13 protein-coding genes are annotated in these 18,260 nt (G+C 34.3%); 6 read left to right on the top strand and 7 right to left on the bottom strand.

Annotated features, from left to right (window positions below; all coding sequences use genetic code 11):
* Positions 1-325 precede the first annotated feature (325 nt).
* On the top strand, positions 326-1,216 hold the full coding sequence (locus DMB65_RS08730; RefSeq protein ID WP_110306271.1) for a hypothetical protein: 891 nt from the start codon (positions 326-328) through the stop codon (positions 1,214-1,216).
* Between the two features lie 23 nt (positions 1,217-1,239).
* Positions 1,240-2,379 carry an OmpA family protein gene (locus DMB65_RS08725; protein ID WP_110306270.1) on the top strand — a complete coding sequence of 380 codons (1,140 nt, stop codon included), beginning with the start codon at positions 1,240-1,242 and terminating at the stop codon, positions 2,377-2,379.
* Positions 2,380-2,915: 536 nt separating this feature from the next.
* Here DMB65_RS08725 and DMB65_RS08720 read toward each other — a convergent pair.
* Positions 2,916-4,220 carry an ammonium transporter gene (locus tag DMB65_RS08720; protein WP_110306269.1) on the bottom strand — a complete coding sequence of 435 codons (1,305 nt, stop codon included), beginning with the start codon at positions 4,218-4,220 and terminating at the stop codon, positions 2,916-2,918.
* A gap of 382 nt (positions 4,221-4,602) precedes the next feature.
* Here DMB65_RS08720 and DMB65_RS08715 point away from each other — a divergent pair, with 382 nt between their 5' ends.
* Positions 4,603-5,352 carry a PAS domain-containing protein gene (locus tag DMB65_RS08715; protein ID WP_230470630.1) on the top strand — a complete coding sequence of 250 codons (750 nt, stop codon included), beginning with the start codon at positions 4,603-4,605 and terminating at the stop codon, positions 5,350-5,352.
* 287 nt (positions 5,353-5,639) lie between these two features.
* Here DMB65_RS08715 and DMB65_RS08710 read toward each other — a convergent pair whose 3' ends face one another.
* The 5 genes from DMB65_RS08710 to DMB65_RS08690 form a co-directional block, all read right to left on the bottom strand.
* Entirely contained in the window at positions 5,640-6,446 is an 807-nt protein-coding gene (locus DMB65_RS08710; protein ID WP_110306268.1) for an ABC transporter ATP-binding protein, read from the bottom strand.
* Positions 6,447-6,540: 94 nt separating this feature from the next.
* Positions 6,541-7,428, bottom strand: coding sequence for a nitrate ABC transporter permease (gene ntrB, locus DMB65_RS08705; RefSeq protein WP_051872830.1), 888 nt, complete (start codon positions 7,426-7,428; stop codon positions 6,541-6,543).
* A 177-nt stretch (positions 7,429-7,605) separates the two neighbouring features.
* Entirely contained in the window at positions 7,606-8,817 is a 1,212-nt protein-coding gene (locus DMB65_RS08700) for a CmpA/NrtA family ABC transporter substrate-binding protein (protein ID WP_110306267.1), read from the bottom strand.
* 29 nt (positions 8,818-8,846) lie between these two features.
* Positions 8,847-10,298, bottom strand: a complete 1,452-nt coding sequence (locus DMB65_RS08695; protein ID WP_110306266.1) for an alginate export family protein — start codon at positions 10,296-10,298, stop codon at positions 8,847-8,849.
* Positions 10,299-10,671: 373 nt separating this feature from the next.
* Positions 10,672-11,376 carry a Crp/Fnr family transcriptional regulator gene (locus DMB65_RS08690; protein ID WP_110306265.1) on the bottom strand — a complete coding sequence of 235 codons (705 nt, stop codon included), beginning with the start codon at positions 11,374-11,376 and terminating at the stop codon, positions 10,672-10,674.
* A gap of 302 nt (positions 11,377-11,678) precedes the next feature.
* On the opposite strand from DMB65_RS08690, the gene DMB65_RS08685 reads away from it, so the two are divergent.
* Together DMB65_RS08685 and DMB65_RS08680 are read left to right on the top strand one after the other, a co-directional pair.
* Positions 11,679-15,197: a nitrate reductase gene (locus tag DMB65_RS08685; protein ID WP_110306264.1), complete on the top strand. Its 3,519-nt coding sequence runs from the start codon at positions 11,679-11,681 to the stop codon at positions 15,195-15,197.
* Between the two features lie 128 nt (positions 15,198-15,325).
* The gene (locus DMB65_RS08680; protein WP_110306263.1) at positions 15,326-16,756 is read left to right on the top strand and encodes a rubredoxin; all 1,431 of its coding nucleotides are present in this window, start codon (positions 15,326-15,328) and stop codon (positions 16,754-16,756) included.
* Positions 16,757-16,902: 146 nt separating this feature from the next.
* Here the strand turns inward: DMB65_RS08680 and DMB65_RS08675 are convergent, their stop codons facing one another.
* Positions 16,903-17,766: an AraC family transcriptional regulator gene (locus DMB65_RS08675; RefSeq protein WP_110306262.1), complete on the bottom strand. Its 864-nt coding sequence runs from the start codon at positions 17,764-17,766 to the stop codon at positions 16,903-16,905.
* Between the two features lie 96 nt (positions 17,767-17,862).
* Here DMB65_RS08675 and DMB65_RS08670 point away from each other — a divergent pair, with 96 nt between their 5' ends.
* A complete protein-coding gene (locus tag DMB65_RS08670; RefSeq protein WP_110306261.1) occupies positions 17,863-18,225 on the top strand; it encodes a DUF983 domain-containing protein in 363 nt (120 codons plus the stop codon).
* Positions 18,226-18,260 lie beyond the last annotated feature (35 nt).

The raw sequence follows: 18,260 nt of genomic DNA, 5'->3' as shown, positions 1-18,260 counted from the left end.
AAATGCTGAAATCCTGACTGGCAGAAAATAATTTATAGCAATGATGATTTTTATCTGAAGAAAATAATAAAAGCCGGTTTTGAGTTTTATGAATGAGGAGAAAACGCCATCTCAGAGAGAAAAATTACATTTTTCAGTATTGAAAATATCTAATAAAACCACTACATTTTTTACAATTATCATTTCAATTATGAAAAATTAACTAATTAATAAAATCAAAAATGCTTTTATATTGATAATGCAATAATGCTATACAAATAGACTTTTAGCTGTAAATAGCTTGGTGTGAAATTTTTCATTTTATAAATTTGAAAAAAAAAATACTATGACAGAAAACAAAAGCATTAGTAAAAAACGACTCATTTTATTACTTTTATTGTTAATTACAGGAGGCTATTCCTATTATCTATATGAAAGTAATGCTAAACTTAATACTGAAAAAACAGCATTAATTGACAATCTTACCAAATCAAGAGATTCGATTGCATCTGTAATCAATGAAAACAGTTCTATTAAAGAAGAATTATTGGTAGAACAGCAAAAAATCACCAATCTGATTGATGAATTAAAAGAATCAAAAGCCACAGTAGAAGAACTGAACAAATACAAAACAGAAGTTGTTAAACTTAAAAAACAGGTAATACTTCTCAAAAGCGATAAAATGGAATTGGTGGAGAAATACGAAGCTTTGAAAAATAAACAGGACAGTACATTGACTGTTTTAAAGAATAAAGAAGAAAGTAACGGCAGTGGTTACGATAATACTAAAGTTAATTTGCCATCCAATCGTGGTACCAGTCTTTCTGAACACCTTAATGTTACTAAAAGTAAAAATGTAGTTTTTGCCAATTTGAAAGTAGAAACTTATTCGGCAAACAAAACGTTGACCAAAATGGTTACAACGGATAAGTCGGATATGGTGAATTTTTGCAGGATCAAATTTTTGATACGTGGAAATCCTAATGTAAGTGATTCAAAAGGAAGATATTATGTCCAAATTATTAATCCCGAAGGAGAGGTAATAGGATACAAACTTTCGCACAAATTTGGTTCCATTGTTTTAGATTATAGTTACCACGAAGACTATAGCTATGCAGGAGAAAATTTAGAGGAAATATCAGGCCTTCCTTTGTCAGCTTTATCAAAAGGAAATTATACCATTTATTTGTTTAAAAACGACAAAATTGCCTTGAAATCAGGTTTTACTTTAATTTAACCCAAATACTCCATTCCATCACAATGTATTCAAAACAAATTCAAATTCTAAAAAGGTCTATCAGCAATTACAATATCAACGAATCAAGCAAATATTTGGACGAATTTGAAAATAGTGTATCCAAGGCTATTGATTTATCGTTAGAGATAATTGTAAAAAAAATAATTGACACTACCGATAGTTTCAAAATAGACTTATTTTATAAAGACGCCTATAAAATAAGAAATACCTATGAAAATATAATCCAGAATATCCCGGCTGTTTTAACCAATGATACTTCATTGGATGAGCTTAGTGAAAATTTTGAATTGAATTTTTCCCTTGATTTGGATATTATCACGGAGTCTATTGCTCAAAAAACCTTCATCAAATTAGATTCTGCTGAAAGAATCTTTAAGATGTCGATTATTGTAGTAATTTGTTATTTTGTTGAACAAAAAATAGATAAAGCCCAGATCAAATCCCATTTTGAAGACGAAGTAGCAGAGAAAGACCCCAAAGAGGATATTCAGGAAAAAGCAATAGAAGAAGCGACAAAGTCTGGTTTGTCTAAAAAAATGATGTTTGCCATAGCAGCAATACTTCTAGTGGGTTTATCATTGTTTTTTATGGCTGGTTCCAAACAAGAAACAACCGCAACAGAAACCAATATCGATGCCGAAAAACAGCCTCAGAACATCGAATTTAAAGATATTAACAAACTCGGTGACTACATCGATTATATGCTGCCAAGTGACGATATTATTACCATACCGGAAAAAGGCAGTGAGAAAGCCATTCTGGATTTTATTCTCGATAATTCTAACAGTCTCAATGGTTCAGGATACTGGATTGTTTTAGACAGAATCCATTTTAAAGACAGAGCTCCTTCGTATTTTATTGATTCTGAAGAACAAATAACGAACATTGCCCTGATTTTATCTTCTTTTCCAAAAACCAAAATAGAAATTGCAGGTTACACCGATAATTTAGGCAATCCCAAAAGCAATGAAACTTTGAGCCTGAAAAGAGCAAATTCAATAAAAGATGCGCTGATAAAATTAAAAATTACTGAGGATAGAATTACAACAAAAGGCTATGGGCAGGAATTTCCCTTGTTCAAAAATGATAATGAAGCTAATAGAAAAGAAAACAGAAGAATTTCTGTTAAAATAATTAAATAAAATAAAGAGGCCGTCTAAAAAGTCTCAACTACCCTCTGAAAATCGCTTATTTAGAAAAATTTTCAGACAGGTACCCGAATACAAAAGAGGTTGTCTAAAAAGCATAGACAGCCTCTTTTATATTTTAAAAACGGCTATTAAATTTCAGCATTTTAACTGACCAAATCACTTCATTCTTAGTGGTTTGTTTTTTTGCTTTTGCATTTACTTTATAAACTAATTCTGTTGCTTTTCTGTCTTCGATATTTGATTATAAGGCTATGACTATATAGGTGTCGTTGTTCGTTTTAGTAATGTTACTGACTTTATTATAACTAACAGCTGCTCATTTCAACTTATTATACCTTTGCTTCAGCTTAGCACGGAATACTTCAACTAAACCAAAATTGTTACCAATTTCAGAGTTTTTTAGCCCTGTGTAAGCTCTATTGGGGTTTTAGTCTGCCACGATTTACCAAACAAAAAGCCACTATTTATCATTGGTTAGAATGACAAATAATGACTTTGAACAAAAGTGCTTAACGCAAAAAAGGTTTTTATTTATTAATGAACTGATTACCATCCAATCCATCAATTTCCTGTTGTTCACTTACTTTAATAGGCGAAATGGCATTGACGATAATAAATAGTAAATAAGAAACCGCAAAAGAAAATACAGAAACAATTACTATAGCAATAATCTGGTTTACGATTAATGTTGAACCACCAAATAACAAACCAGGCTCAGTAATACCAGGATTAATGGCTTTATTGGCAAAAACTCCGGTCAATAACATACCAGAAATTCCACCTAAGGCGTGACAGCCAAATACATCCAGTGCATCGTTTATGATTTTGAATTCACTCACTATAATATAACTGATGATACTGGCAATACAGCCTATCGAAACGGCATGTTCAATACTTACATAACCAGAAGCAGGAGTTATGGCTACTAAACCAACCAGAATTCCCAGACAGGTTTCGACAGCAGTAATTTCATAACCTCTAATTTTATCCAGAAACATCCAGGCAAATCCGCCCGCTGCAGCAGCTACAACCGAATTGGCTATGGCCTGTGCCGCCAGACCATTCGCCGCTAAGGCTGATCCTCCGTTGAAACCCAGCCATCCAATCCATAAAATTCCTGTTCCTAAAAGTACATACGGAACCTGCTCCGCTTTAGAAACGTGCAGTTTTCGTTCTCCTAAATAGATTGCTCCTGCTAATGCAGCCCAGCCAGCACTCATGTGCACAACTGTACCTCCGGCAAAATCCAAAACTCCCAATTTAAAAAAGAATCCATCAGGATGCCAGGTCATGTGTGCAATTGGAGCATACACAAATAATGAAAATAAGGCAATAAATAATATATAAGGAAGTAAATTGATACGTTCTGCAAATGAACCCGAAATTAGGGCAGGCGTAATAATGGCAAACATCATTTGATAGACTGCAAAAATAATCAATGGTGTAGTAGGTGATAAAATCCAGCTGGATTGTATACCAACGCCCTGAAAAAAGAAATGGGTACTCGGGTCTCCGATAATTCCTCTAACAGAAGGGCCAAAACTTAAACTGTAACCTACTATTATCCACAAGACAGCAATCACAACCATGGCCAAAAAACTTTGCAGCATAGTAGTAATCACACTGTTTTTACCCACTAAACCTCCGTAAAAAAAAGCAAGTCCCGGAGTCATCAATAATACTAAGACACTCGCAACAATCATCCAGGCTGTATCCCCGGAATCAAACTTGGGAGTAGTGACAGGAATGACCTGATCGACAAAAATTAAATTAGAAAAAATAGGTACAATCATTACCAATAATAAAATCAATGTTAAAAAAATTCTTTTCATGTTATATTGTTTTGAGTTCATTTCAAAAATATTGATTTATTAATTATTTGCTAAGAAACAATAGGTCGTTGGACGTAAAAAAAAAGCGTTTTTAGGCAGTATTAACTGTCTAAAAAAAGCAATCTGCTTTTTTTAGACAGACTAATTTTAATAATTTCACAATTTAGATATATAAAAAAAGTGGTCATTTTATCAGATACACAAAAATACACGAATTAAAAATATTTACAAAAAACCTTGTTTAACTGAGAATTATATTACGTTTTTGTTAATTTTGACTTATTGATTAAAAAATACTACTCGTAAACACTCAATTGCGAAAATTATGTTAATTTTGTCGATGATCCAAAATGATATATTTATTGATTAAAAAAATAAGAAAATGGGAGCGGAAGAATCTAAATATAATATAAGTCCAATGAGTACAGATGACAAAGTATTTGAATTAACACAAAGACCAACACCTTCTGACCGAGAAGTGATATGGGATAAAACAAAAACTTTGCTTTGTAAAACCGATTCTAAAGGAACCATAATGTATGCCAATGAAGCATTCATTGATGTTTGTGGTTATGATGATTTTGAATTAATTACCAAAAGTTGCAACATAACCAGACATCCGGATATGCCCAGAGTGATATTCAAAATCATGTGGGAAATTATTTCTGAAGGAAAACATTTTATCACATTGGTTAAGAATATGGCAAAAACTGGCCGATATTATTGGGTTATTAATGAAATTAATACGGCAACAGATAAAAACGGAGAATACACATATACCAGCAGGCAGAATTCTTTATCAGAAGAGAGCAAAGCTTTGAAAAAAGTGATCACATTATATAAAAAACTGCTGCATATTGAACAGGCTAGCGGTGTAGTAGCCAGCGAAAATTATCTGATTGGTTTTCTGGAAGAACGTAATCAAACATTTGTAGAATACATCAACAGTATTTTGGAATCCAATAATTCAGATGAAAACGAGGTTGTAGAAAATAATGCAGAAGCTGCCATGACTTCAAAAGTTATCGAAAAGACTGTTTCTGAAAATTCAGACACAGAAGGTTCCGATATTATTAAAATTAAGAAAAAAGGATTTTTTACAGGTTTCTTCGCTAATGAAGAAGAAAAATAAATCTCAATAAATAATAAAAAACCTCAATCTCTTTATAAATTACTTAAAAGAGATTGAGGTTTTTTTATCAGTATTTTAATTGACCTTTAAATATTCAAATGTTTCAATTAAATCATACGTAATGACTCTTTTTTGAGAATCAATATGAAATTTGATTGAAACAATAAGCATAGAAACAATTATCCGTTTTGAGTTATTTTTGGAAAGTTTTAGATTGATTTTTTAATAGAAAATCCCATAATGTATGTCATTACAGGAATTCTCTGCTAAACAAAATTAATTAAAAACTAACTCTTATAAACCATTCCCATGTCCTCAATAGAGAATTTATCTGTCAGCAAATGCAATAAATGATCCCTTAATTCGATATATTCAGGAGTTTTTACGATTTCAATTTTATTTCTTGGTCTTGGCAGCTTTACTTCTACAATTTCACGAATAGTAGATGCAGGACCATTATTTAAAACGACAATTCTGTCTGATAAAAACAGGGCTTCTTCGATATCATGTGTAATCATGACAATCGTTTTTTCGCGGTTATTCAAGTTCCATAATTTCAAGACTTCCAATTGCATAGAACCTTTTGTCAAGGCATCCAAAGCACCAAAAGGTTCATCCAGAAGCAGTACTCCAGGGTTAATGGCGAAAGCTCTCGCAATGGCCACACGCTGTTTCATTCCGCCAGAAAGTTGTCCCGGCAATTTATCTTTATGCTCAAAAAGATTCACCATTTTAAGGTTCTCCATTACGATATCGTGTTTCTCTTTTTTAGAAATACTCATTACTGAATCAACAGCCTGAAAAATATTTTCTTCAACAGTCAGCCAAGGCAAAAGCGAATAGTTTTGAAAAACGATTCCGCGATCAGGTCCCGGTCCTTTTATTTTTTCATTGGCCAATTCAACTGTTCCTCCGGTTGGAGTTAACATTCCGCCAATAGCATTCATAATAGTTGATTTTCCACAGCCTGAATGCCCGATAATAGAGATAATTTCTCCCTTTTGAATAGATAAATTAATGTCTCTTACTGCTATATATTTTCCTTTTGGAGTTGGGAATGATATTTCTAAATTTTTTATTTCTAAATAACTCATGATGTTTTAGTTTTAAATTTTTGAAAAGTTTCAGGTTTCAGGTTTCAAGTGAAAAAAACTTAGTATTTTGCTTAGAACCTCAGAACCTTTTTTCTTAGGCTTTATAAGCCACTTTACTTTCAATAAAAGTGAATAATTTATCAAAAAGAAGTCCCACAATTCCGATGATGATAATGGCAGAGATTACTTTTTCCAGGCTTAGGGCATTCCAGCTGTCCCACACGAAGAACCCAATACCTGCTCCTCCTGAAAGCATTTCCCCGGCAACAATTACCAGCCAGGCCACACTGATACTCAAACGTAATCCTGTAATAATATGAGGCAAACTATACGGAATCAGAATTTTGGTTAAATAACGCATTTTCGAAAATCCAAAAGCTTTTGCTACATTTTTGTGATCCTGCGGAATCGAAGCCACACCAAAAGAAGTGTTGATTAAAGTGGACCATAATGAGGTAATGAAAACAATAAAAATAGTCGCCATTCCGGTATCTTTAAAAACAACTAACCCGATTGGAAACCAGGCCAAAGGCGAAACCGGTTTTAAAAGCTGTACGATTGGATAAAAAATTTGTTTACAAATAGTACTCGCCCCCATCAGAATTCCAATTGGAATTGCTATTAAAGATCCTAGCAAAAATCCCGTTAGAACGGTTTTGATCGAATTGAATAACTGTAAACCGATTCCTTTGTCGTTCGGACCATAATCATAAAACGGATCGCTTAGCATTTCTTTTAAAACGGTAAAAGTCGCCAATGGTCCCGGAAGTGCATCTTTGGTGTAAATGCTTAACAAACTCCAAAAGCCTATAAAAACCAGAACTCCGATTCCTGCGAAGACAGTCGATTTTAATTTTCCTGCAAATTGACTGATAATCAATTTTATTTTGTCATTTTTTACGGAATCATTTGAAGTGCCTGGTGTCAAAACTTCGGCTTGACCGGAAACAGCACTTAGTGTTAAGGTATCTTTATCAGACATGATATTGTAATTTAAATTTAAAAATTAGATTTATTAATTCCCGAGTAAGTAAATTTGGCCACAGCTAAAATGATTCTAACAGATTAAAACTTTAAGTAGGTGTAAAGGATAATTTTTAAAGACATTAAATCTGTGGCAAGAAACAAACTTTTGTGTACAGGAATAAAAAGAACTTTATTATTTAACTGCTTTGAGGTAAGCTGTAGGATTTGAAGGATCAAAAACCGTTTTGTCCATGGTTAGAGAGAAAGGCTTCATATCATCATTTGGCACTTTTACCTTCATGCTTTTGGCAACCTCTTCATATAAATCCTGCAAGATCAGTTTGTCTGCGATTGCTTTATAATTTGGTGCTTCTTTTAACATCCCGAAACGTACAAATTGTGCCATTGCCCAGATTGCGTGTGATTTACGAGGGTAATTTACAGCTCCGCCTTTGTGAAACAACATATAATCTTTAGCATAAATCTGAGTTCCCTGATTACAGCCTAAGTCATAGTTCCCCATTAATCTGTTTTCGATAACATCTGCTGGTGCGTTTACATAAGGTGCTTTTCCGATTATGGCAGCTGCTTTTTTCCGATTGCCCGGATTGTCTAACCAAATGCAGGCTTCTAAAACAGCTTTCATTACTTTTACAAGATCTGTTCTGCGTTTTTCACTAAATTCTTTGTTTACTACCAAAGCTTTTTCAGGATGGTCTTTCCAAATGTCCTGAGAGGCCACTTGTGTGAAACCAATTCCCTGTTTTACCGCAACTCCTCCCCAAGGCTCTCCAACACAAAATCCGTCCATATTACCAACTTTCATATTGGCTACCATCTGCGGAGGCGGAATCGTAATGATTTTAGATGTTTTTTGGTTCACACCTGCAATTGCCATCCAGTTGCGTAACCATAAATCATGCGTTCCTCCCGGGAAAGTCATAGCGAAAGTCACTTCTTTCTCAGCTTTCAACTTGGCTGCAACGACCGGGGCGACTTTATTCATTTGCTTGAAACCAACTTTCCCGCAAAAATCTTTAGAAAGTGTAATTGCCTGACCATTTACGTTAAGCATCATGGCGATTTTCATTTCAGAACCTGCTTTTCCTCCTACTCCTGTGTAAACCGAAAATGGCATTGAATACAGACAGTGCGCTCCGTCTAATTCTCCGGTTAAAATTTTGTCACGAACATTGGCCCATGATGACTCTTTGGTTACAACAACTTCAACGCCGTATTTTTTAAACAGTCCCAACTCTTTTGCCATTACGATTGGCGAGCAATCCGTAAGTGGAATAAATCCTAATCTTACAGGGTCATTCTGAGCTTTTACTCCTGTAAAGGAAACGATCATGACTATTACTAAAGTCAATATTTTTTTTGTGAGTGTGTTTATTTTTTTCATTTTAAATAGATTTAAAGATTATTTAGAATTTATTTTTTAGCTAAAAAATTGGGTTTGATATTTAGCATTACATACGCAAACTGTGGTGTCAAATCTGCATTGGCAATATTTTTAACTGCTGTAGAAGCCATAGCATTTGTTGCTTTCATTATAGAGTAACCTGCTTCAAAATTGATGATTTTTGTCAGGTTGTATCTTACTGTCAAATCAACTTCGGTACCTAAATAAGAGTTTAATTTTCCTCCTGCACCGTTAGATATTTTGTTCGCCGATTCAAAACCGTGGATATCTAAATTGAAGCTTAGATTGTCTTTAGCGTTATATTTTATTTTAAAGAAATAATTCAGTAATCCTTGTTTTCCGAATCCATTGGCCGCATAAAAATAATCCATGCTTCCCCAGAATTTATGAGGCGTCCCGTATAATGGATCAAAACGATTATTGTCAGAAGTAGCGGTTACGGCTTTTGTTCCGTCATCACCGGATAAATAATCAACCCCAGGGCCTATGAATAGTTTTCTTCCAACCTGATACGTTGATGTGATAGAAGCCATATTGGCACTTAAAGATCTTCCGTCCTTGTCATGACCTCCCTGGTGATAGAAGCTTCCCATGAAATTTAATTTTCGGGTTGCATTTACGTTATAGTAAATTCCGGTCGTGTTTCTGCTCCAAACGCCTTCGCCATTTACTTTTGTAGTTACAGCAGGTGTTCCAGAGGTTACGTTGGTATATTTATTGAAATCATCTTTAAAGAATAGAAAAGACAAATCACCAAAAAAGAATTTCTTTCCTATATAGGCATATTGAAATGATTTATACATAGTCCCGATTCCGTTTGTACCCGCACCATAAGCTGAATTGGTACCGTTGTAAATGGTTCCGGTGTTAAGTTCTTTGTTTTGATTAAAGGCTGCTCCGACATCTGCAATCCAGCCTTTGTTTGCATATTTAAAAACGATTGCATCGTGGCGTCTTCCTTGCTGTAACCAGTCTAAGCTTCCTAAAACTTTCTGATCGTCATAAGCAATTTCCTGGCGTCCTGCTTTGATACTTAAATTTTGAATAGTACTTAAGGTATCTATTAATGAAATTTCTGCCCAGGCTTCGTGTAATAAAATTCCGTTATTAGCTTCCGTAGTTGTTCTGTTGATAGTAGAAGCATCCTGACCCCAAACACGAACATCTTGTAATGAAGTATAAATTTTAAAACGATATCCTGTATATCCTGCAGATAATCTTGTTCTTTGACTTGTAAATAAGGCAGCCTTATCTCCATCTTGCTGTAGTGTTCCTTGTCCTGCACGCATTTCAACACGCTCTCTTATTTGGCCTGTAAGTGTAAATTGTGCTTTGGCTTCAAATTTACCTAAACAAGTTATAGCAACTCCCAATACAATTGTTTTTGAAAGTTTTGAATTAAAAAAACCTTCTTTTTTTTGACTTTGATTCTTTAATAGCAAATTTGTTAATGTAGACATGGTTATTTGTTTTGATTAGTATGAAGCAAACTTACATACGTATTAATACTTAAGTAGTGTGTTTTTTCCATATCAAAACATTTTTTTTCAACTAAAAAAAGCGTTTTAAAATCAATTGATTTACTGTGTTATCGCATAAAACCTGAAAAAACCAAGTCATAATAAGGCTTTACAAATGCCTTGTTTTGAGATTTTGGGTAATATTTTTAGAAATTAAAAGTTTATTTGGATAAAAAAAGGCTTTTTTAATTGCTTTTTGAGTGTAAAAAGTAAAAGATCATAGAAATATACGTAGAGTTATTCCTAAGTGATTGTCAAAAATACTTAATCAGGAGATTTATGAAAAAGAAATGTATAACTACTTAGATCTTAATTAGAAATATTTATGTTCCATTATTTCGGATTGCAGTTTTGGAAGTGCCAATAAGCCAATTCTTTTGCCAACTGTTTTGATAAGTGCTTCTTTTTTAAGGCTTGAAAGTATGCGAATTGCCTGTTCTTCAGTAGTTCCGGCAAAGTCGGCAATTTCTTTTCGGGAGAGTTCTATTTCTATTAAACCATTGGTTTGGCCAAACTTACGGTGAATATACAAGAGTAAATCAATTACACGTTCCCTAACATTCATGTGGGCGATTTTTCGAATATTGTTTTCGCTTTTGTTTAATTCATCAGCATAAAAAAGCATTAAATCATACGTGAATTCAGGGACATTTTGAAGTATTTCCATCATCGTTTCATTACTAAAATTGCACAAAACTGTATCTTCTAAAGCATAAGCACCAATCAAATAACGTTTACTTGTTCCGAAACCACGAAATCCAATTGTGTCTCCGTTTTTGGTTAAACGAACTATTTGTTCACGCCCATTAATTCCCGTTTTTACCGTTTTTACCTTTCCTTTACAGATAAAATAAAGTCCCTGAATAGGTGCGCCTTCAATAATAAACTGTTGTGATTTTTTGCAGGTAAAACTATGTTTTTTAGCAACATACTGTTTCATCTGCTCTAAATGCAGGTGTTTTTTTATGAAACAGTTTTCGTTTGTACAGGTATAACAAATGGCCAGTTCTTCTTTCATGATATCGACTTATTTAGCTATTTTAGTTCATAGTGATTAGTAATGAGGATTAGCTTCAACTAAATAAATAATACGTAATTCTGAATTCAGTCTAATTTTAAATTTAAACTAATGACTACTCATTAATTACTATATCCAAACAAATTTCCCGCTCCTTATTTATTTTAATTCAAAAATAGAAAAATAAATCAACAAAATAAGTATTTATACGTAAAAATACTTATTTTTGTCCAGATTTATATAAGTGCTTAATCTAAAAACTTATTAAAAGACAACAATTGTAGTATTTAAAAACAAGCGTGATGCAAAACACAAAAATCAAAACTACCTGCTCCTACTGTGGCGTTGGCTGCGGAATTATTGTAACAAATGATCCCAAAAGTGGTGTAATGGTTGAAGGAGACAAAGACCATCCTGTAAACAAGGGTATGTTGTGTTCTAAAGGGAGAAATTTGCATTATGTTGTAAATGATACTTCAGACAGGATTCTGTATCCACAAATGCGCGGAAACAAATCGTATCCTTTAGAACGTGTAAGCTGGGATACTGCAATTGATCGTGCTGCTGCTGTTTTTTCTTCTATCATAAAAAAACACGGATCTGATAGTGTTGGTTTCTATATTTCAGGCCAGTGTTTAACCGAAGAATATTATTTAGTAAATAAATTAGTAAAAGGTTTTTTAAAAACCAATAATATAGATACCAATTCCAGGCTTTGTATGAGTTCTGCGGTAGTTGGGTATAAAAAAACATTTGGAGAAGATTCTGTTCCAATTGCTTATGACGATATTGAATTGGCTGATACCTTTTTAATCACAGGAGCAAATCCTGCCTGGTGCCATCCTATTTTATTCAGAAGATTAGAAAAACACAAAGAAAATAATCCGAAAATAAAAATTATTGTTGTTGATCCGAGAAGAACAGATACTGCTGCTTTCGCCGATTTGCATTTACAGATCATTCCGGGTTCTGATATTATTTTATATCATGCCATGGCAAAACGAATCATCGAAAAAGGATATGTAGATCATGACTTCGTAAAAAATCATGCGGAAAATTTTAAAGAATATAAAGATTTAGTTTTAAACACTTCACTTGAAAAAGCTTCAAAATTATGCGGAATTTCAGTTAACGACATTAAACTGGCCGCTGATACCATTGGAAAAGCAAAAGGATTTATCTCCTTGTGGGCTATGGGACTTAATCAAAGTGCAGTTGGAGTAGATAAAAATACCGCTTTATTGAATTTGTCTTTATTAACAGGACAAGTTGGAAAGCCGGGTTCAGGCCCTTTTTCACTAACAGGGCAGCCTAATGCAATGGGAGGAAGAGAAGTTGGCGGAATGGCAACTTTGCTTGCAGCCCACAAAGACATTGCAAATCCGGAGCATCGAAAAGAAGTAGCTGATTTTTGGGGTGTTGACTCGATATCAGATAAACCGGGTCTGACTGCAACCGAAATGTTCGAAGCACTGGAATCAGGCAAAATGAAAGCCGTTTGGATCATCTGCACCAATCCGTTAGTAAGCTTGCCTGATTCCCGTCGAATCGAAAAAGCGTTGCAAAATGCCAAATTTGTTGTCGTTCAGGATATTTCACATAATGCTGATACTGCTAAATATGCCGATTTATTATTACCCGCTGCAGGATGGCTGGAAAAAGAAGGCACAATGACCAATTCTGAACGTCGTATTGCTTATCTTCCAAAGGGTATCAATCCTCCAGGTGAAGCGCTTCCGGACATCGAAATTTTAATTCGCTTTGCTAAAAAAATGAATTTCAGCGGTTTCAATTTCAATAGTGCCGAAGAGATTTACAAAGAACATTGCGCTTTGACAAAAAACACCAATATTGATATTTCATTTCTAAATTATAACCGATTAAAAACCGAAGGTACTTTTCAATGGCCGGTTCCTGATTATGGACACCCAGGAACGCCTCGCCTTTTTACGGATAAAAAATTCTATACGCCATCACAAAAAGCGATTTTTAATTTACCAATATCTATTGAAAACACGTCTGAAGTGCCATCTCCTCAATTTCCATTTATTTTAACTACAGGAAGAGTTCGTGACCAATGGCATACGATGACCAAAACCGGTAAAGTGGCCCGATTAATGACGCATACACCTAGCCCGGTGCTTGAAATTAATCCAATTGATGCTTTTAAAGCTGAAATTCAAGATGGTGATATCGTAATCGTAACCAGCAAAAATGGCGAGGTTCGTGTAAAAGCAAAAGTTACCGATTCGATCAGGGAAAAAGTAGTTTTTCTTCCCATGCACTGGGGGAAACAGCTTGAAAATGATTTGAACCGAACCAATAATTTAACGAATACCCTGATTGATCCAATTTCAAAAGAACCTGATTTTAAATATACAACGGTTTCAATTACCAAATATGTGAAACCATTTCAGAAAATTGCGATTATTGGAGCAGGTGCTGCGGCTTTCCGTTTCATTCAAAATTATCGGGAATTCAATTCTACCGATGAAATTGTGGTTTTTTCAAATGAACTCAATCCGTTTTACAATCGGGTATTACTTCCAGAATATATGACGGGAGAATTTTCGTGGAAGCAATTATTAAAGGTGAAGGATGGTGAAGCTCTGAATAAGCTAAAAATCACGATGAATGCCGGTGTCGCCGTTGGCAAAATAAATGCTGCCGAAAAAACCATTATTGACAGTAATGGCGACATACATTCTTACGATTCATTAATTTTGGCTACGGGAAGCCGCCCTTTTGTGCCTGAAAATGCACAATTACATTTGCCTGGACGTTTTACCGTGAGACGAAAAGAAGATGCTGATCGTTTAAAAAAACACCTTGACGACACCAATTTGCCTCCTGAGGAACAGCATGTAGTAATCGTTGGCGGAGGATTGTTGGGATTAGAATTAGCAGCAGCCTTAAAACATAAAAAAGTAAAAATTACCATAATCCAAAGGGCGTCCCGTTTGATGGAACGTCAATTGGACCGTATTTCAAGTAAATTATTGGCTGAAGAAGTGCAGCTTCGTGATATCCAGATTTATTTTGATAATGAAGTGAGTACCGTCTTTGAAACGGATAACGACAACGAACTCGAAATAGCACTGAAAAGTGGACGTATCATTACCGCAAATGCTATTGTATATACGATTGGAACGATTCCGAATATCGAAATAGCAAGAGAAACAGGCCTTTCCTGCGGTCGCGGAGTAAAAGTAAACCAGTATTTACAATCGTCAAATCCTGATATTTATGCTATTGGGGAAATAGCCGAATTCAATAACCAGTTATTCGGAATCACATCAGCAGCTGAAGAGCAGGCCGATATTCTGGCTAACTTTTTAGCGGGGGATATCAGCAGTTATTACAAAGGTTCTGTACTAATGAATATTCTGAAACTGGAAGATATTAATTTGTGCAGCATCGGTCAGGTTGAAATTCCGGAAAACGATGATTCGTATGAAGAAATTGTTTTTGCCGATTTAAAGCAGCGGTATTACAAAAAATGTATCGTTAAAAATGATTTGCTGGTAGGCGCTATTTTAATGGGCGACAAAAACGAATTTGCCGAGTTTAAAACCATGATCGAAAGTAAAATCGAATTGTCAGAAAAACGAAATTCATTGCTTAGAGGGAGTTCAAATGCCAAGCCGGTTCTTGGAAAATTAGTTTGCTCCTGCAGTCAGGTCGGTATCGGAAATATCGAAGAAACGATTAAAAGCGGAGTGAATAATTTTACGGACTTATGTAAAAATACAGGAGCCGGATTAGGCTGTGGAAGCTGTAAAACAGAAGTCAAAGAGATTTTAGCAAAATGTAAAGTTTAAAAAATTTTGTTTCAGGTTTTCTTTGTTTCAGGTTTCAAGTTAATCGCATGGAGAGAAACTTGAAACTTGAAACATGACTCGAGGCTGGAAGCCGAACTGGCGAAGCAAACTAAAAAAACTATAAGAACATGGAATTAACGAGATTAATAGTAAAAGGAGGCGTTATTTCGCCTGGGGAACTTAGGGAAGTAGTCAATATGGCTGCAGATCAGGGTTTAGATTCGATTTCATTTGGTTCAAGACAGGATATTATTTTTTCTAAGGGCTTTAAAGCTTTGGATAAAGAAAAAATGGGGAAACATCATTTTGTGTTTCCTGATGAAAAGAGCGGCAACAATATCGTTTCTTCTTATGTTTCAACGGATATTTTCAGAAACACCAACTGGCTGACAGGCAATAAGTTTTTATATATTTTAGAACAATTTAAAGAACAACCCAAACTAAAAGTAAACATCAACGACCCTAAGCAACAACTGGTTCCATTGTTTACAGGGCATCTTAATTTTATAGCTTCTGATCATGAAGATTATTGGTACCTCTACATTCGTTTGCCGAAATGGCAGCGTATGGAAGTGTATCCGGTCTTGATTTACAGCTGGGATATTGCCACGTTTTATTACGAAATTGAGCGTATTGTTTCTGAAGAATCATACGGAATCGATATGATTTTTAGTTTGGTAAGTGAAGCTTTAGACACCAATAACAGAACGATTGACAAACCATTAAATGTTCCATTTTATCCTTTTCCGTACTACGAAGGCATGAACCGAATGGGAATTGACCAGTATTGGCTCGGTTTGTACTGGAGAAATAATCTGTATGATTTAGAATTCCTGAAACAAATGTGTGATTTGTGTTTCGATTGCAAAATCGGAAAAATATGTATCACCCCTTGGAAATCATTTATAATAAAAGGAATTCCGAAAGACAGGAAACTGGAATGGGAAAAGTTTTTAGGAAAAAAAGGAATCAATGTCCGTCATTCTCTTTTAGAACTAAACTGGCATTTACCTGTCGCAATGGAATGGGCTTTGAACCTCAAAACCTTTTTGGTCAGAACGCTTGATCAGTTTGATATTAGTACGTACGGATTAACTTTCGGAATATCTGAATACAATCGTGATGGGCATTATTTCACTTCGATTGTAGTAGAAAAAAATGATTTGCCAAAAGATCTGGAATCGATTAAAATACGTGACACCTACAATGTCTTATTTGCAAAGAATTTTGACCCAAATACACGCGAATATATTGTACACTCACAAGATATTGACAAGCTGGAACTGCCGACCATTTTGATTGAACTAAGCCGAAAATACTTTGAAGAACTAGGGAATTCAATCCCCGAAACAACCGAAAAGAATCAGAAAAAAGAAAAACCTCAACTGGATGTTTTCCAATGTCAGGAATGTCTTTCTCTGTATAATCCTGAATATGGAGATCCGGATCAGAATATATCGAAAGGTATTTTATTTACGGATTTAGCCGAAACCTATTGCTGCTCCTTATGTGAAGCACCAAAAAGCAACTTTAAAATTTTAGAAACCGTTACTACTTAATTTAAAGCAGTTTTTAAACCATATTAAGTGATATAAAAAAATATACGTTTTACTTTTTGTAATATTGAGCGAAGTCGAAATTCTTTTAGAAAACAGATTATACGCTAAACTTAAATGAACTTACATCACTTATATGGTGAAATTTTTTATTTTTTAAAATCCCGAAAAGCCGTTGGAGAAATTCCGGTTTGTTTTTTAAAAACCCTTGAAAAATAAGAATAATCATCATACCCAACTGCTGAAGCGACTTCGTTTACAGCTAATTGTTTGTCTGTAAGCATTCGTTTGATTTCCAGAATTACACGGTCCATAATCACATCTGTGGCTGTTTTTTGTAAAATTTCATTACAGATTCGGTTGAGGTGTTTTAAGGTGATGCTTAATTTATCAGCATAAAAAGAAGGTAATTTTTCTTCTTTAAAATGCAGTTCCAAAAGCTTCTCAAATGCGCTTATTTTAATGTTGTACGAATGGGTCTGATGCGAATAAGTTTCACCATATTTACGGGCAATTTCAATATGAATACAATCCAGTAAATTCAGCATTTTATGCAGTTGAAAATCATTAGGCTGTTTATTTTCTTCATTCAATAATTTAAAATAAGGTACAATCTTTGGCATTTCTTCGGCTTCAAAAACCATTTCAGGACGATTGTGAATCGAATGATAAAAAGTATAATCATTGATGTTTTTCTTTCCGAAATATAAATTGTAAAGTTCCTGGGAAAATATAATCACAAACCCTTCAATGTTATCAGACAGACTCCAATGATGCATTTGTCCGGGTTGCAGGACGAATAAACTTCCTTTTTTAATCTCAAAGCGGTCAAAATCGACTTCATGCATTCCGGAACCATCCGTAAAAAAAACCATCAAATACGAATCATGCCGATGAGGTTCCTCTACAAAACTGTGATTTTTCAAATGCTCCTTAAACGTATTCACGTAAAAATCACGGTGAATGTCATTACAGCTAAAATTCTGAACACTATAAACCGGATACTTTTTCATGATAAAATGTCTTTATTGTGCTATAAGTGGCGAAGATATAAAAAAGGTTTTGATCCAATCTGATTTACCTTTGTATAAATATAAAACAACAATATCATGTCTAATGCATTAACTCATATTTTAAGCAACAAATGTCCGGTTTGTCATAAAGGAAAAGTTTTTAAGGACAAAAATATTTTCCTGAATTTTGGCTTTCCAAAAATGAATGAACATTGTAGCCATTGCAATTATAAATTTCAAAAAGAACCCGGGTTTTTCTTTGGTGCCATGTATGTAAATTATGGTCTGACAGTAGCTCAGGGAATTGCAACATATTGTATAGCGCAGTTTTTCTTTGAAAACACATTCGATTTAAGAATTATTCCGATAATTGCTGTTGTCATCATCCTGTTGACTTCTTTCAATCTCCGATTCTCAAGATTAGCGTGGATTTATATTTTTAAGGATTATACGAGCTAAAAAAATGCTATTTTTGCCTTTCAATTGAAACTAAT

This window comes from Flavobacterium cheongpyeongense, from assembly GCF_003202435.1.
GTDB classification, from domain to species: Bacteria; Bacteroidota; Bacteroidia; order Flavobacteriales; family Flavobacteriaceae; genus Flavobacterium; species Flavobacterium cheongpyeongense.
The sequence above is the reverse complement of the archived record's forward strand: the minus strand, read 5'-3'. Positions and strand labels throughout refer to the sequence as shown.